Source organism: Ralstonia pickettii (assembly GCF_016466415.2).
GTDB classification, from domain to species: domain Bacteria; phylum Pseudomonadota; class Gammaproteobacteria; order Burkholderiales; family Burkholderiaceae; genus Ralstonia; species Ralstonia pickettii.
The window spans coordinates 2,450,454-2,465,754 of record NZ_CP066771.1 but is presented as its reverse complement, the minus strand read 5'-3'; the positions used below and the strand labels follow the sequence as shown (position 1 = coordinate 2,465,754).

General features: G+C 63.6%; 16 protein-coding genes. 4 read left to right on the top strand and 12 right to left on the bottom strand.

The features are described from left to right. Window positions 1-133 precede the first annotated feature (133 nt). Window positions 134-400 (top strand): 30S ribosomal protein S20, encoded by a 267-nt coding sequence (rpsT, locus tag RP6297_RS11665; protein ID WP_004631753.1) that lies wholly within the window; start codon window positions 134-136, stop codon window positions 398-400. 143 nt (window positions 401-543) lie between these two features. On the opposite strand, the gene RP6297_RS11660 is transcribed toward rpsT, so the two are convergent. Beyond that, on the bottom strand, window positions 544-867 hold the full coding sequence (locus RP6297_RS11660) for a DUF3579 domain-containing protein (RefSeq protein ID WP_009241392.1): 324 nt from the start codon (window positions 865-867) through the stop codon (window positions 544-546). A gap of 369 nt (window positions 868-1,236) precedes the next feature. Here RP6297_RS11660 and argF point away from each other — a divergent pair, with 369 nt between their 5' ends. Continuing rightward, entirely contained in the window at window positions 1,237-2,163 is a 927-nt protein-coding gene (argF, locus tag RP6297_RS11655) for an ornithine carbamoyltransferase (RefSeq protein WP_004631757.1), read from the top strand. Between the two features lie 86 nt (window positions 2,164-2,249). Here argF and argG read toward each other — a convergent pair whose 3' ends face one another. The 3 genes from argG to murB all read right to left on the bottom strand — a co-directional run bounded on the left by argG (window position 2,250) and on the right by murB (window position 5,230). Beyond that, window positions 2,250-3,587 (bottom strand): argininosuccinate synthase, encoded by a 1,338-nt coding sequence (argG, locus tag RP6297_RS11650; protein WP_009241391.1) that lies wholly within the window; start codon window positions 3,585-3,587, stop codon window positions 2,250-2,252. Between the two features lie 148 nt (window positions 3,588-3,735). Continuing rightward, complete coding sequence (gene ppnP / locus RP6297_RS11645) at window positions 3,736-4,053, bottom strand: pyrimidine/purine nucleoside phosphorylase (RefSeq protein WP_004631764.1); 318 nt, start codon at window positions 4,051-4,053, stop codon at window positions 3,736-3,738. A gap of 148 nt (window positions 4,054-4,201) precedes the next feature. After that, the gene (murB, locus tag RP6297_RS11640; protein ID WP_009241390.1) at window positions 4,202-5,230 is read right to left on the bottom strand and encodes a UDP-N-acetylmuramate dehydrogenase; all 1,029 of its coding nucleotides are present in this window, start codon (window positions 5,228-5,230) and stop codon (window positions 4,202-4,204) included. A gap of 106 nt (window positions 5,231-5,336) precedes the next feature. Here murB and RP6297_RS11635 point away from each other — a divergent pair, with 106 nt between their 5' ends. Next, entirely contained in the window at window positions 5,337-5,822 is a 486-nt protein-coding gene (locus RP6297_RS11635) for a YajQ family cyclic di-GMP-binding protein (RefSeq protein WP_009241389.1), read from the top strand. A gap of 67 nt (window positions 5,823-5,889) precedes the next feature. Here the strand turns inward: RP6297_RS11635 and RP6297_RS11630 are convergent, their stop codons facing one another. Then, window positions 5,890-8,274, bottom strand: a complete 2,385-nt coding sequence (locus tag RP6297_RS11630) for an acylase (RefSeq protein WP_009241388.1) — start codon at window positions 8,272-8,274, stop codon at window positions 5,890-5,892. A gap of 160 nt (window positions 8,275-8,434) precedes the next feature. Between RP6297_RS11630 and RP6297_RS11625 the strand changes: the two genes are divergently transcribed. Continuing rightward, complete coding sequence (locus RP6297_RS11625) at window positions 8,435-9,451, top strand: GlxA family transcriptional regulator (protein ID WP_009241387.1); 1,017 nt, start codon at window positions 8,435-8,437, stop codon at window positions 9,449-9,451. Here RP6297_RS11625 and plsY read toward each other — a convergent pair. The 7 genes from plsY to queG form a co-directional block, all read right to left on the bottom strand. Beyond that, window positions 9,448-10,071: a glycerol-3-phosphate 1-O-acyltransferase PlsY gene (gene plsY, locus RP6297_RS11620; RefSeq protein ID WP_009241386.1), complete on the bottom strand. Its 624-nt coding sequence runs from the start codon at window positions 10,069-10,071 to the stop codon at window positions 9,448-9,450. The two genes, RP6297_RS11625 and plsY, sit on opposite strands and share 4 nt — an antisense overlap. Window positions 10,072-10,141: 70 nt before the next feature. Continuing rightward, window positions 10,142-10,633, bottom strand: a complete 492-nt coding sequence (gene ybaK, locus RP6297_RS11615; RefSeq protein ID WP_009241385.1) for a Cys-tRNA(Pro) deacylase — start codon at window positions 10,631-10,633, stop codon at window positions 10,142-10,144. Between the two features lie 21 nt (window positions 10,634-10,654). After that, window positions 10,655-11,590 (bottom strand): site-specific tyrosine recombinase XerD, encoded by a 936-nt coding sequence (gene xerD, locus RP6297_RS11610; protein ID WP_009241384.1) that lies wholly within the window; start codon window positions 11,588-11,590, stop codon window positions 10,655-10,657. Next, window positions 11,587-12,063 carry a methylated-DNA--[protein]-cysteine S-methyltransferase gene (locus RP6297_RS11605; RefSeq protein WP_009241383.1) on the bottom strand — a complete coding sequence of 159 codons (477 nt, stop codon included), beginning with the start codon at window positions 12,061-12,063 and terminating at the stop codon, window positions 11,587-11,589. Before RP6297_RS11605 ends, xerD begins: the two co-directional genes overlap by 4 nt. A 61-nt stretch (window positions 12,064-12,124) precedes the next feature. After that, window positions 12,125-13,102, bottom strand: coding sequence for a tripartite tricarboxylate transporter substrate binding protein BugE (locus RP6297_RS11600; protein WP_009241382.1), 978 nt, complete (start codon window positions 13,100-13,102; stop codon window positions 12,125-12,127). Window positions 13,103-13,224: 122 nt separating this feature from the next. Further along, a complete protein-coding gene (locus tag RP6297_RS11595) occupies window positions 13,225-13,875 on the bottom strand; it encodes a chalcone isomerase family protein (RefSeq protein ID WP_009241381.1) in 651 nt (216 codons plus the stop codon). A 260-nt stretch (window positions 13,876-14,135) separates the two neighbouring features. After that, window positions 14,136-15,287 carry a tRNA epoxyqueuosine(34) reductase QueG gene (gene queG / locus RP6297_RS11590; protein ID WP_037028167.1) on the bottom strand — a complete coding sequence of 384 codons (1,152 nt, stop codon included), beginning with the start codon at window positions 15,285-15,287 and terminating at the stop codon, window positions 14,136-14,138. Between the last annotated feature and the right edge of the window lie 14 nt (window positions 15,288-15,301).

Sequence of the window (15,301 nt, the reverse complement as noted above, 5' to 3'; positions counted from 1 at the left end):
TCCGGGCGAATTCACAACAGGGTTTGCGTTGAAGGAAGAACTCTGCGTATAATTGCCGTCTTTCACCAATTTGCGCGCTTCGGCCTTCCGTGTCTCCCGGGGCGCTTGCTACCGTTTCTTCAGGGATTTTTCCATGGCAAACACCGCACAAGCACGCAAGCGCGCACGCCAAGCCGTCGTTCAGAACGCTCACAACTCGGCTCTGCGCTCGCGTCTGCGTACCGCAATCAAGGGCGTCCGCAAGGCTGTGGCCGCTGGCGACAAGACTGCCGCTGCTGCTGCATTCAAGACCGCCCAAAGCACGATCGACAGCATCGCTGACAAGAAGATCGTCCACAAGAACAAGGCTGCACGCGCCAAGTCGCGTCTGTCCGCTGCCATCAAGGCAATGGCTGCCTAAGTTCGGGTGATGCCGGCCTGGCCGGCGTGGCGCGACAAGCAACGTCGCGCTCCGACGATAAAAAAGCCCGTCTTTGGACGGGCTTTTTGCATTCTGCGGGCCTCGAATGTGCGAGGCGCACCTTGGTACGGCGTTCTTGCGGATTAGGCTTTCGCGGAAGCGCTGCCTTCCGGCAGGATGCAGGCTTCCACGAGCTGCAGGTTGTTGTCGTGCGCGAAGTTCAGCACGAAATCCAGCGCCTTGGGTTCGATGTCGCGCAGGCGCTCGTCGACAAACACGCTGCGGATGCCGCCCGACATGACGGGGCGCACATAGGGGGAGTAGGTGAAGCGGGGATCTCCGGTATCCCCGGCCGGGCGGAACTGCGCCATCACACCGCACAGCCGATCGGCCCAGTCGCTCGGGCGGAACGTTTTTCCGTCGCGGGTGACGCCCTGGATAAAGAATTGGCGAGGGTTGGCTGCCATGGACTGCGTGGGGCTGTGGAGATTTGCAAACGACTTCGACCGTGCGGGTGCCGCAACGTTCGAACGGGGTGCACTTGTGGTGCGGATGATGCGCCTGCCTGGTTGCCGATTCGTGAACCGGACAGACCGGTTTGTCGTACCGGTGTGCGGACGGTTGGGGCATCCGAGGCAGCCAGTATTATATCTTATATAAGACTTTCATCGGCCTTTCAGCCGGGCCTTTATGGTAGCGGGCGCGCGCGGGCACGAAACTCGCCAAACCGGTGGCGATCCCGTATGATGGGCTGAATCTTCAACAGGCAAGGCGGCTAGGGCGACGTGCCACGGGATGTTCCCGGTGCGTCTTCTGCAGGCCGCCTTCGTTGTTTTATGAACCCACCAAGCTCGATCAAGCACTACCTGCAGTTCAAGGACTTTTCGCTGGAAGAGTACGAATACCTGCTGGACCGTTCCGCGATCCTCAAGGCCAAGTTCAAGAACTACGAGACGTGGCACCCGCTGCACGACCGCACGCTGGCCATGATCTTCGAGAAGAATTCCACGCGTACGCGCCTGTCGTTCGAAGCCGGCATTCACCAGCTCGGCGGCCACGCGGTCTTCCTGAACACGCGCGATTCCCAGCTTGGGCGCGGTGAGCCGATCGAAGACGCGGCGCAGGTCATCTCCCGCATGACCGACATCATCATGATCCGCACCTTCGGGCAGGAGATCATCGAGCGCTTTGCCGCGCATTCGCGCGTGCCGGTCATCAACGGACTGACCAACGAATACCACCCGTGCCAGGTGCTGGCCGACATCTTCACCTTCATCGAGCAGCGCGGCCCCATCAAGGGCAAGACCGTCACCTGGGTGGGCGATGCCAACAACATGGCCTACACGTGGATCCAGGCGGCGGAGATCCTCGGCTTCCGCTTCCATTTTTCTGCGCCGAAGGGCTATCAGCTGGATCCGGCCATGGTGGCCGATTCCGCCTTGCCGTTCGTGCATGTGTTCGAAAACCCGCTCGAAGCCTGCGACGGCGCGCATCTGGTGACCACGGACGTGTGGACCAGCATGGGCTACGAAGCTGAAAACGAAGCGCGCAAGAAGGCCTTTGGCGACTGGATGGTCACCGAGGCGATGATGCAGCGCGCGCAACCCGATGCGCTGTTCATGCACTGCCTGCCCGCGCACCGCGGCGAGGAAGTCGAAGCGGCCGTCATCGACGGCAAGCAGAGCGTCGTGTGGGACGAGGCGGAAAACCGTCTGCACGTGCAGAAGGCGCTGATGGAATACCTGCTCTGCGGTCGTTATTGAGCGCGCAGCCGCCCAAATCTGCAGGCATAAAAAAGGCCGCTCCGATTGACGTCGGAGCGGCCTTTTTGCCTTGAAGCAGCAAGCAGTTACTTCTTGCCGCCGTCGAGTTGGGGCAGCGCGTTGGCGGTGCCCAGCGACAGCAAGCCCGCCTTCGAGTAGATGGCCAGCTTGTCGCGCGTGTCCATCAGGTCCAGGTTGCGCATGGTCAGTTGGCCGATGCGATCTGCCGGGCTGAACGGCGCGTCCTCGACCTTCTCCATCGACAGACGCTCAGGTGCGTAGGTCAGGTTGGGCGATTCGGTGTTCAGGATCGAGTAGTCGTTGCCGCGGCGCAGTTCCAGCGTGACGGTACCGGTCACGGCGCGGGCCACCCAGCGCTGGGCGGTTTCGCGCAGCATGATGGCCTGCGGATCGAACCAGCGGCCCTGGTACAGCAGACGGCCCAGGCGCAGACCGTTGATGCGGTATTGCTCGATGGTGTCTTCGTTGTGGATGCCGGTCACCAGGCGCTCGTAGGCGATGTGCAGCAGCGCCATGCCCGGGGCTTCGTAGATGCCGCGGCTCTTGGCTTCGATGATGCGGTTCTCGATCTGATCGCTCATGCCCAGGCCGTGGCGGCCGCCGATGCGGTTCAGCTCCAGGAACATCTCCACTGGGTCGGCGATTTCGCGGCCGTTGACGGCCACAGGACGACCTTCGTCGAAGGTGATCGAGACTTCTTCCGCCTTGACCTCGACTTCCGGCTTCCAGAACGCCACGCCCATGATCGGGTTGACGATGCGGATGCCGCTGTTCAGGTGCTCCAGATCCTTGGCCTCGTGCGTGGCGCCGAGCATGTTGCTGTCCGTCGAGTAGGCTTTCTCGGCGCTCATCTTGTAGCCGAAACCTTCCTTGGTCATGAAGGCCGACATTTCAGCGCGGCCGCCCAGCTCGTCAATGAAGGCCTGATCCAGCCACGGCTTGTAGATCTTCAGTGCCGGGTTGGTCAGCAGGCCGTAGCGGTAGAAGCGCTCGATGTCGTTGCCCTTGAAGGTCGAGCCGTCGCCCCAGATGTTGACGTCGTCTTCCTTCATGGCGGCGACCAGCATGGTGCCGGTCACGGCGCGGCCCAGCGGCGTGGTGTTGAAGTACGTGATGCCGCCGGTGCTGATGTGGAAGGCGCCGGACTGGATTGCGGCGATGCCTTCATTGGCCAACTGCGGCCGGCAGTCGATCAGGCGGGCCTTCTCTGCACCGTACTCCATCGCCTTGCGCGGGATGGCATCGTAGTCTTCCTCATCGGGCTGGCCGAGATTGGCGGTGTAGGCGTAGGGCAGCGCGCCCTTGTTCTTCATCCAGCGCAGCGCAGCGCTGGTGTCGAGACCGCCCGAGAAGGCAATGCCGACCTTCTGGCCGACGGGAACATGTTGCAGGATGGTTTCCATGGTGTGTCTCTTCAGTCTTTCAGTTCTTTGAACCTGTTCAGAATCCGTAGCGAGCGGTTCGAGGTTGGCCTGAGAAGCGCAGCCGTACATGGTTACGGCGAGCATCACAAGGTCAAGATCGAGCCGCGCAGTAGGATCCTGGGCAGGTTCAGGCGTAGTGGCAGATGTAGTGGTAGGCCTCGGTCACCCGAATGTCGAACTTCGAGTTGGCCGGAACCTGGAAGCTGTCGCCTGCGCCGGACGTCTTCCATTCATCGGTGCCGTCGAGCTTGTATTCGCACGAGCCGCCCACGCATTCCATGATCTCGGCTGCGGCCGTGCCGAAGGTCAGCGTGGCCGGCAGTACCACGCCCACGGACTTCTTGGTGCCGTCGGGCAGGGTAAAGCTGTGGCTGACGCACTTTCCGTCGAAGTACACATTGGCCTTGGTGGTCAGGCGGACGCCGTCAAAGGTTTCGGTGGTCATGAAATGGAACGCGAAAAGGGAGGTCGTGGGGTCAAACCAGCCATTTTAGGCCATTGGGTCGACCGCGGGTATGTCGGGCGAGGGCTGCCTGGATCTTGAGGCGTGCGATGTGGCGCGGGATGCCCAGCGTGCCCACCCGCCAGCCCGTTTACACCACGACCGGTTCGGGTTCGATACGCACGCCAAAGCGCGCATGCACGGCGTCCTGGATCTCACGTGCCAGTGTCATCAACTGAACCGCGCTGCCGCCGCCACGGTGCACCAGCACCAGCGCCTGCTTTTCATACACGCCCACTGCGCCGCTCTGCCGGCCCTTGAAGCCGCACTGATCGATCAACCAGCCGGCGGCGAGCTTGTAGGTGCCGTCGGGTTGCACATATCCGACCAGATTCGGGAAACGCTCGCCGAGGGCATCGCGCGTGGCGGCATCGACGATGGGGTTCTTGAAGAAACTGCCGGCGTTGCCGATTTCAGCCGGATCGGGCAGCTTGCGGCGGCGGATGGTGATCACCGCATCGAAGATGTCCTGCGCCGTCGGGCGGGCGATGTTCTGCGCGGCCAACTCGCGCGCGAGTTCGGCGTAATGCGTGTCGGGCTGCCAATCCACCGGCAGGGCGAAGGTGACTTCGGTGATGATGTAGCGATCGGCGCCGGCGCGCTTGAAGAGGCTGTCGCGATAGCCGAAGGCGCAATCGGCGGCGGTGAGGGTGACGAACTCGCCGGCGTGGCGGTCGTAGGCGCGCAGGGACTGGAAGCGGTCTTTGATCTCGACGCCGTATGCGCCGATGTTCTGGATGGGCGCCGCGCCCGCCGTACCTGGAATCAGCGCGAGGTTTTCCAGCCCAGGCAAGCCATGAGAGACGGTGTGAGCGACGAGGCCGTGCCATGATTCGCCGCCGCCTGCGGTGACGGTGTGGACTTCCCGGCCGTCGACCATGCTGCGGCCGGTGGCGATGCCCATATTCTCCATCAGCAACACCAGGCCTTCGAAATCGCGCGTGAGCACGATGTTGCTGCCGCCACCCAGCACCAACACAGGCAGGCCCTGCACGCGCGGGTCGGCCAGTGCGGCGGGAACGTCTTCCGGCGCGCGAACGTGTGCGGCGTAGCGGGCAGTGGCCTCGAAACGGAACGTGTTGTGCTGGCGTAGGGGATAATGCGTGTCGAGCAACGCCATGGCGCTAAATCTGAACGGAAAGCCGAGATTATAGAAGCCATGGCGCACGCGGCACCCGCACAGAGGCGCCGCAGCAACCCGAATTCAAGTCTGCAAGGAGAACACGATGCCGTCGTTTGACGTGGTATGCGAAGCCAACATGGTGGAAGTGAAGAACGCCGTGGAACAGGCCAACAAAGAGATCTCGACGCGATTCGACTTCAAGGGCTCCGACTCCCGCGTCGAGCACAAGGAGCAGGAACTGACCTTGTTTGCCGATGACGATTTCAAGATCGGCCAGGTCAACGATGTGCTGATGAACAAGCTCGCCAAGCGCAACGTCGATGTACGCTTCCTGGATTACCAGGACAAGCAGAAGATCGGCGGCGACAAGATGAAGCAGGTCGTCAAGATCAAGAAGGGCGTCTCGGGCGACTTGGCCAAGAAGATCGTCAAGACGATCAAGGACAGCAAGATCAAGGTGCAGGCGAGCATCCAGGGCGATGCGGTGCGTGTGACCGGCGCCAAGCGCGATGACCTGCAAAGCGTGATCGCCATGCTGCGCAAGGACGTGAGCGACACCCCGCTGGATTTCAACAACTTCCGCGACTGAACCCGCCACGCTTCCAGGCAAAACGCCCCGCACGAGCGGGGCGTTTGCGTTTGCAGCGGCAAAAAGATCACTGCGACAGCTTGGTCACCTTCAGTGCCGGATCGGCGGCGATGGCGGCTTCTGAAAACGGCAACCGGTTCCAGCGCTTGGCCGAGAACTCGCGCATCTGGTCGAACGCATGCGGCGAGGCCGGATCGGTCGATTCACCGTAGGTCAGAAGCGCATCGGCCACGGGGCCCTGATCGTCGAACGTGACGGTCTGGATGTAGCTCGTGCCGAAATACACCTGCAGGCCCTTCGGTCCGATCGGCATGCTCTGCAGCTTGTTCAGCACGCCTTCGTACTCCTCCCCGCCGTGCAGGGCGATGTCCCCGCCGGGCGCGTGTGCCGCCTGCACAGCGCTCAACGGCGCATCGAGCGCAAAGCCGGCCGTGCGGACGGCGCCCACGGCATCCTTCAACGCTTTGAACACGGCCGTGCGTACGGCTGCATCGCTCATGCGCAGGCTGCGCGGCGTGTGGACAGGATCCGCCGGGTTGAAGTCGATCGCATAGACGTGCGGGATGTCCTTGGCGCGCATCCAGAACTCGCGGAACAGGTGCGCAGCGCGCGCGTCGACGTTGTCCGTGAGGTTCCATTGCGCCAGGGCGGCGCAGCCGTCGCGTACATCGGCGTCGAGATCGGACGTGCCTTTGCAGGCGGCCAGCAGATCGTCGCGCACGAGGTGGCCGGCGAGGTTTGCGTCGCGGAAGATCATCGCCTGCAGGTTCGGCACATCGACCTTGTTGCCGGGCAGCCCGTCGGTGCCGTTCAGGCGGCGCTCGATTTCGATGATGCCGATGCGGGTGCGCAGGCGTTGCGGCACGTCGGTCGAACCCATCACCGGCGAGAAGCCGGTCAGCCTCTGCGCCGGGTTGGTCAGCCACGAGCTGTCGTTGCTGTTGGCGACGTAGTCATCGCGTTCGAGCACCGGCATGCGCGCTGGCGCCACGAGGCCCGGCACGGGCGAGGCCGGATCGACCTGCCAGTCGCACGCACTGCGTGAGCCGTCGAGCAGCACCAGCCCCGCGCCCTTGAAGAGCTTGTCCGCCAGCGGCGACGGCGCGCAACGCTTGAGGGCTTCAGCCGATACATCCGGCGTGGTCGACACATCGGCAAACAGCGCGCGGCCGTTGCGGTCGGTGGCAATCGTGTTCACCCACGGAATGCCGAGGTTGCCGATGGCCTGCCGGATGCCCGCCACGTCCGTGGCCTGTGCGATATGCAGCCACGTATCGATGGAACGCGTGTTGTTGCGATTGGCGTCGCGAAGCGTGTAGGCCTTCTGCGACGTCCACGGCATGCCACCGGCGGGCATCGACAGCACGGGGCCGTACACCGTGTTGTAGAAGGTGTGGGTGCGGCGCTCGAGGCGGCCGTCCGGCAGCTTCACGTCAAAGGCCACGGTGCGCGTGGTCATCTTGTGCGGCTTGCCGTCGATCAGGTAGGTGGTCGGGTCGTTCTCGGCCAGCTTCAGCTCGAACAGCGTGAAGCGGCGGCCCGTGGAAACGGTGTGCGTCCACGCCACGTCTTTGTTGAAGCCGATGCTGACGACGGGGAAGGCGGCAATCGACGCGCCCATCACGTCTAGCTTGCCAGGCACGGTCAGGTGGACTTGGTAGAAGCGATTGGTGGTCGTCCACGGGAAGTGCGGGTTGCCGAGCAGCACACCGCGACCGTTGTCCGTGGCGGCCTTGCCGAAGGCCCAGCCGTTGGAGCCGATCGGCATGTCGCGCAGCTGCAGATCGCGGTCGAGCGCGGCGGTGTCGACGGCATGCGGCGGAACGACCGCGGAGGCGGGCGCACCGCCCGGCGGCTGCGCGGCGACGATGCTTTGCAGCATGGCGCCCGCGCTTGCCTGGATGGCCTTTTCTTCGCCCATCAACATCATGTCGGCCACCGTAAGCGGGCGCACCCAGTCGGCATTGCGGCAGGCGGCCGGGCGGCTTGCGGCCGGCGTGTCTTTCAGATAGCGGTTGTAGCCCGCGATGTAGCCGCGCAGCAGCTCGCGCGCTTCAGGCGACATCTGTGCATAGCCGGCGCGCAAGCCAGCTTCGTCGAATGCGCCCTTGAAGAAGGCGTCGGCTTGGGTGTTCGGCACCGGCTTGAACGACACCACGACCGTGCCGTCCGGCCCGAACGTCTTCGAACGTTCGCCGTTGACAGTGACGACCTGGTCGGCCAGCAAACAGATGTTGTCCTGCGCATAAGCGTAGGCCATGCCGAAGCCGAGGCCGGCGTAATCGTTGGCGCGGATGTGGGGAATGCCGAAGCGGGTGCGGCTGATGTCAGCCGAGAGGCCGGTTTCCGAAGGCGTGGCCCAGCCGCTGCCTGTGCTTGCGCAGCCGGCCAGCGCCGCAAGCGCGGCCATGGCAAGCGCGCCGCGCGCGAATCCCTGCATGAATCGCTGCATCGTGCGTTGTCTCCTGATGTCGATGTTGTTATGGGCGGTTGCGTCAGTGCGCAGCCACCGCGGCATCGTCAATCGGGCGGGTCCGATTCGAAAGAGGTATTCCCGCCAGAATTCGGGGCAATATCGCCACGCGTATTGCCGCCCGGACCTATACTGCGGCATGCCGAAAATCGACTTGCTGACTTTCCCTGACGCTGGTTTCTCTATGCTGGCCACGGCTTCCGACACGCTTGGCGTGGCCAATGCGCTGGCTTCCATGCAGGCCGGCAAGCGCGCCAATGCCGCCAAGACGCCGGTGTTCGGCTGGCGGCTCGTCGCGCGGGACCCGGCGCGTTGGCAGGCGGCTGCAGAGACGCTCGCTTGCAGTTGTGAGGCCCTACCGCAAGACGACGTGCAGTTGGGTGACGCGTTGATCGTCCCCCCGCTGCATTTCGACCACATCGGCACCTTGGAGCAGCGTCTGGCCCTGCTGGACGCGGAGCGCTCCACCATCCGCCGTTATCTGCAGGCCGGGCGGCTCGTGGCGTCGCCGTTCACGGGGGTGGCGATGTTGGCCGACGTGCTGCCGCCCGGGCAGCGCCTGACCGTCACGTGGCTGATTGCCGGGTGGGTGCAGGGCAATTTTCCCAGTCTGAAGGTCGTGCCGGCACAGGCCATTGTCAGCAGCGGCAACGTCATCACCGCACGGGCAATGGAACATGGCGTGGCGCTCATGCACCGCGTGGTTGCGCGATTGGCGGATGCGCGGCTCGCGCGCACACTGGGCAATACGGCGCTCGACCACCCGTCGCGCGGCGAGGCCATCGGCATATGGCTGCGCAGCAAACCGGCCATTCGCGACAGCGTCGTGCTGCGCGCGCGCCGATACCTGCAGCAGCATCTGCACGAACCGTTTGACCTGGAAGCACTCGCGGCCGCGGCCTCAACCAGCGAGCGGACCTTGCTGCGGCATTTCGCGAAAACGGTCGGGATGTCGCCGCTGCAATTGCTGCACCGGTTGCGCGTGGAGCGCGCGTGTCACCTGCTGGAAGTCAGCACGCTGAGCCTGACGACGATTGCCGAGCAGTGCGGCTATCAGGACATGTCCGCCTTTCGGCGACTGATCCGGCGGCATACGGGGCGGCCGCCGGGAGCACATCGGCGCGCGCATTCGGTGCGCGCCGAGTTGCGAAATTAAGCTGTTTTCTTTTTCTCGCCGATGCGGCTTTCCTTGCCAGCGAGCAGCTTGGCGATATTGGCGCGGTGGCGCGCGATGAGCAGCACGGCCATCAGCGCAACCGCGCCGGCAATCCAGTCGAAGCCGTTCATCAGCACATAGAAGAACGGCGCGAACACCGCCGACACCAGCGCCGCCAATGACGAATAGCGGAAGAACACGGCGATGATGAGCCACGTGGCCAGCGTGGCCAGCCCGAGCCACACGTTCAGTGCGAGCAGAATGCCTGCCGCCGTGGCCACGCCCTTGCCGCCCTCAAAGCGGTGGAACACCGGAAACAGGTGGCCCAGGAACACGGCGATCACCACCAGGGCGATGCCGGTTTCGTCCACGCCAAAGCGCGCCGCCAGCCATTGCGCCAGCCACACCGCCAGCCAGCCCTTGGCCGCATCGCCGAGCAGCGTGAGAATGGCCGCCTTCTTATTGCCCGAGCGCAGCACGTTGGTGGCGCCGGGGTTGCCCGAGCCGTAGGTACGCGGGTCTGCCAGACCCATCGCGCGGCTGACCACCACGGCGAACGAGATCGAGCCGATCAGGTAGGCGGCCAGGGAAAAAATGACGGTTACGACGACTGGAGACATAGGAAATCGATGAAATCAGGCTGCGGGATTGTAGCGTGCCGCATAGGTTGCCCCAGCCGCCGCGCTCGTTTCAATCGGGGTTTGCACAGTTGACGGGCTGCGCGTTCAGCACGGTCGTCAGCACGCTCGGCGCGAGGCTCACGAGAAAGCCCCGCCTGCCGCCGTTGATGTAGATGCGCTCAAGCTCCAGCACGCTCGCCTCCACATACACCGGCATCGCCTTGCGCACCCCAAATGGGGACGTGCCGCCGACGAGATAGCCGCTGTGCCGCTGCGCCACTTCGGGCTTGCAGGGCTGTACGGACTTGCGGCCGGTCTGGCGTGCGAGGTTCTTGGTCGAGACCGAACAATCGCCGTGCATCAGCACGATCAGCGGCTTGGCATGCTCGTCTTCCATTACCAGCGTCTTGATGACGTGGTGCTCGTCCACGCCCAACTGGCGCGACGACTCTGTTGTGCCGCCCTTGTCGACATAGTCGTAGGTGTGTTCGGTGAAAGCGACGCCATGCGCCTTGAGATACAGGGTGGCGGGCGTCTCGGAAACGTGCTTTGACTTGCTCATACGGGGCAAGGAGAACGGTCGCTATCCGCGTGGATGGTGCTGCGCATGGAGTGTGCGCAGCCGCTCGCGCGCGACGTGGGTGTAGATCTGCGTGGTGGAAATGTCCGCGTGGCCGAGCAGCATCTGCACGACGCGCAAGTCTGCGCCGTGGTTGAGCAGGTGCGTGGCAAACGCGTGCCGCAACGTATGCGGAGACAACGGCGCGTGAATGTCGGCGAGCAGCGCATAGCGTTTGATGAGGTACCAGAACGCCTGGCGCGTCATGCCTTCGCCGCGTGCGGTCACGAACAGCGCGTCAGCCGTACGTTCACCCAGCAGCGCCGTGCGGCCATCGCGTAAATAACGCCGCAGCCAGTCGCCCGCTTCGGCGCCGAACGGCACCAGACGGTCCTTGCCGCCCTTGCCGCCGACCACGCGAACCACGCCCTCGTTCAGGCCGACTTCCACCGTTTTCAGCGCGACGATTTCCGACACGCGCAGCCCGCTCGCATACATCAGCTCGATCATCGCGCGGTCGCGCAGGCCGAGCGGCGTGTCGACATCCGGCGCGTCGATGAGCGCCTCGACTTGCGTTTCGGACAGCGTCTTCGGAAAGCGGGGCGGCTGCTTGGCCGTCGGCAGCAGGCGCGACGGATCGGTGCTCACCACGTGCTCGCGCAGCGCCCACTGGAAGAAGCGCTTGAAGACAGTGCGGCGCCGGTTGGCCGACGATGCACGGCTCTCGGCATGGCGTGCGGCAAAGTAGTCAGCCAGGTCATCGTCTTCGGTTTCGGCGATGGACTTGTTGCGCTCGGCGAGCCAGTGCGCGTAGAGCGTGAGGTCGCGCCGGTACGCATCGAGCGTATTGCGGGCGAGGCCATCCTCCAGCCACAGCGCGTCACAAAAACGCTGGATGGCATCTGCGCTTTGCGGCGGCAGGGACGGCGCTTCGGCGTCTTTCCGTGCGGCCTTTCTCATATCAGCATCACGCCTTCGTGGCGCAGCAGCCAGTGCTTGATGTTCAACAGGTAGCCATCCGTGTGATGCGAAAACCCGCCGATGCCGGACGCACTCACCACGCGGTGGCACGGAATGAGGATGGGGAACCAGTTGTCACCGCATGCCTGTCCGACCGCGCGTGGCACGCTGCCGATCTGTTGCGCGATGGTGCCGTAAGTGATGACACTGCCGCACGGGATGGCGCTGATGGCCTGCCACACGCGGAGCTGGAAATCTGTGCCGGCGGGTGCGAGCGGGATGTCGAATGTCGCACGCGCGTCAATGTAGTACGCGTCGAGCTGGCGAGCCAGCCTGGCGATCAACGCGTCGGATGAATCGACAGTCGGCGTACTTTCGGGCAGATAAGCGAGTTCGCGCAGCGCACCGTTGGCCACGCGCACGCCCAGCTTGCCGAAGGGCGCTTCGAGAACGGCGTCGAAAGGGGATGGCATGACGGAGGCCGGCGCTGAAAACAATCCTGCGAATCTAGCACAGGCCCCCGGGCGGGCAGCGTTACTGCTCCAGCTTGATGTTCTGCTGCTTGACGAGGGTGCGCATCTTTTCGAATTCGCGCTTGATTTCGGCCGTGTATTGCTGCGGCGTGTTGCCCACAGGCTCGGCACCGGCGCCGCGAAATCGATCGACCAGGCCCGGTTCTCTCAGCGCCTTGACCGAAGCTTCGTTGAGCTTGCGAATGACCTCGTCCGGTGTGCCGGCCGGCGCGACGAGTCCGTACCACGCAGGGTCGTTTGCATCTTTTAGGCCGACTTCGGCAAAGGTCGGCACGTCGGGCAGGCTATCGATGCGCTTGTTCCACGCCACCACGATCGGCCGCAGCTTGCCGCTCTTGATGAACTGCATGGACGAGGGCAGGTTGTCGACCATGATCGGCACCTGGTTGGCCAGCACGTCGTTCAGCGCCGGGCCCGCACCGCGATACGGCACATGGACCATCTGCGTTTTGGTTAGCACCTTGAACGCTTCACCCAGCATGTGGCCGATGCCGCAGGTGCCGGATGTCGCGAACGAATATTTGCCGGGGTTGGCCGTCAGCGCCGCGACAAATTCCTTGTAGTTCTTGGCCGGAAAGGTTGGGTTGACCGCAATCACGTTGGCCACCGTGGCCAGATTGGTGATCGGCTTGAAATCCTTCAGCGGGTCGTACGAAAGCTTCGGGTTGCACGCCGGGTTGACCGCATGCGTGGAGACGGTGGCGATGCCAATCGTGTAGCCATCCGGCGCGGCCTTGGCGATGGCATCGGCGCCGATCGACCCGCCGCCGCCGCCCTTGTTTTCCACGACCACGGCCTGGCCCAGCACCTTCGATAGCTGATCGGCCACGCTGCGCCCGACGATGTCGGTCGTGCCGCCCGGCGGAAATGGAATGATCAGCTTGAGCGGCTTGGCGGGGTAGTTGTCGGCCAGTGCTGGACCGCACAACGCCATGCCTGCGGCGCCGATCAGGTTGGCGATCAGTCGTCCCTTGGGCATCGTCATCCTCCTTGTGGCTTGGTGCGCGTTCTGCGTTCTTGTAGGAATCTGCTGAATAGCACAACTGCAAACGCCAACCACGCGGCGACCGGGGAAACCCTGAAATGCCGATCGTCAGGCTGTCAGCTTCCGAGCAACCCGTTTTTCAGCTCGCGGTCCACCGGGCTGTTGCCGATGAAGATGCTGAGCACGGCCTGGTAGAAATCTTCGCCGGGGATGGCCTTGGTGCGCGCCACGCCATTGATGCTGATGGTGGTACCAGCATCGGGGGCGTAGTCGAAGTTGATGGTGTCGCCGCGCTTGGTGGAGCCGATCTGGCGCATCGCGTCTTCCAACTGCGTCAGGCGGTCGGCGAGCTTCTGCATTTGAATTTCGGTCTGGTTGCGATGGATGCCGTCGTTCAATGCGTGGATGAACGTGTCGGCGCCCACATTGCGCAACGGATGAATCTGCAACCGCTTCGGGCCTTTCATGCCGAGGACGACGGCCGCGTTCTTTGCGCGCTCGGGCAGATACAGACCCGCGACATAGCCTTTGATAACGAACACCGAACGCAGGCCCGTACCGTTGAGCAGCAGTTCGCGGCCGGCCACGCGCGCGGCGTCGTCGAAGGGCACCCCCTCGACGTTCACCGTGGACCATGCCGGGCTCACACACGCGGCGCAGAGCAATGCGCCAAGGATGCCGTCGCGCCACGCGCGTGCAATCCAGGATGAGCGGACACGGATTGCAGCCTGCAATGCGCAACGGAGATCAACAAGAGCGGAAAACATCGATGTGAGCGGTTTAGGATTAGGCCGCCATTTTCCCGATATTTTATTGAGAAACAATTGGTGTCTGCCCTGATGCGCAAGCGTTTGCGTACTAGGCGGTATAAGGGCCTGCCTGTGCCAGCATTAAGGGGTATTCATTGGTTTGTGCTAGCGGCGTAATGTTTTGTTTTTAAAACAATCTGCAAGCAGCGTAAAAAACAGATTAACCGCGCGTCACAGTGTTGATGCGCTGGTACGTTGCGTCACAGGGAGTGCTCACGTCATTGGGCGAGCGCCCATGCGACGTGTTCACGCACGAGTTCCGACGCGTCATCAGCGCGTGCATGCAGGGCGGCCGTCAGGAGCGTGCGCGTTGTATCCAGCAGCGGCCCGCGCAGCGCGTTGCCGATCGCCACGGCAATGTTGCGCAGCCAGCGCTCGTGCCCGATGCGGCGGATGGGGCTGCCCTCGAGCCGTTGGTTGAATTCGGTGTCCGTCCAGCTGAACAGCTCAGCCAGCGTAGCCGCGTCCAGTCCGTTGCGCACGTCAAAGTCCGCCAAGTTGGCCGGTACGGCAAACTTGTTCCACGGGCAGATGAGCTGGCAGTCGTCGCAGCCATAGACGCGGTTGCCCATCGCCGGGCGCAGCTCAACCGGAATGCTCCCCTTATGCTCGATGGTCAGATACGAGATGCAACGGCGTGCATCCACCGTGTATGGCGCGACGATGGCCTGCGTAGGGCAGACGTCGATGCAGCGCGTGCAATTGCCGCAGTGGGGCTCCACGGGCGGATCAACGGGAAACGGCAGGTCGACGAGGATTTCTCCGAGAAAGAACATCGAGCCCGCATCGCGGTCGAGCAGCAGCGTGTGTTTGCCGCGCCAGCCCAGGCCGCCGTTGGTGGCGAGCGCGACTTCCAGCACCGGTGCCGAATCGGTGAACACGCGAAAGCCGTACGGCCCGATGGCACCGGCAATTTTTTCCGCCAGCTTCTGCAGGCGTTGGCGCAGCACCTTGTGATAGTCGCGGCCCCGGGCGTAGAGCGAGATGGTGGCGTCTTCAGGGCGGCGCAGGCGGTCCCACTCGATGGTGCGCCAGTCGCTGCCGGGTGTTTGCGGATCGGCCAGATGTGGCAGATACGGCATCCGCGCGACGATGGCGCGTACCGTTCCGGCAACAAGTTCAGCCGGGCGCGCGCGGAGCATGCCATGGTTCGCCATATAATCCATGTCACCGTGAAACCCCTGCGCAAGCCACGTCTGGAGCCCTTCTTCAGCGTGCGACAGGTCGACATCGGCGATGCGGACCGCATCGAAACCGAGTTCGGCACCCCAGGAGCGAATCTGCGCGACAAGCGCATGCATGCCGGCCGCATCGGCTGGCAGGCGTGCATGCAGGTTCGTTTCGGGCGATGACGTGGGGGTGGCGGACATGCCCAAATTGTACG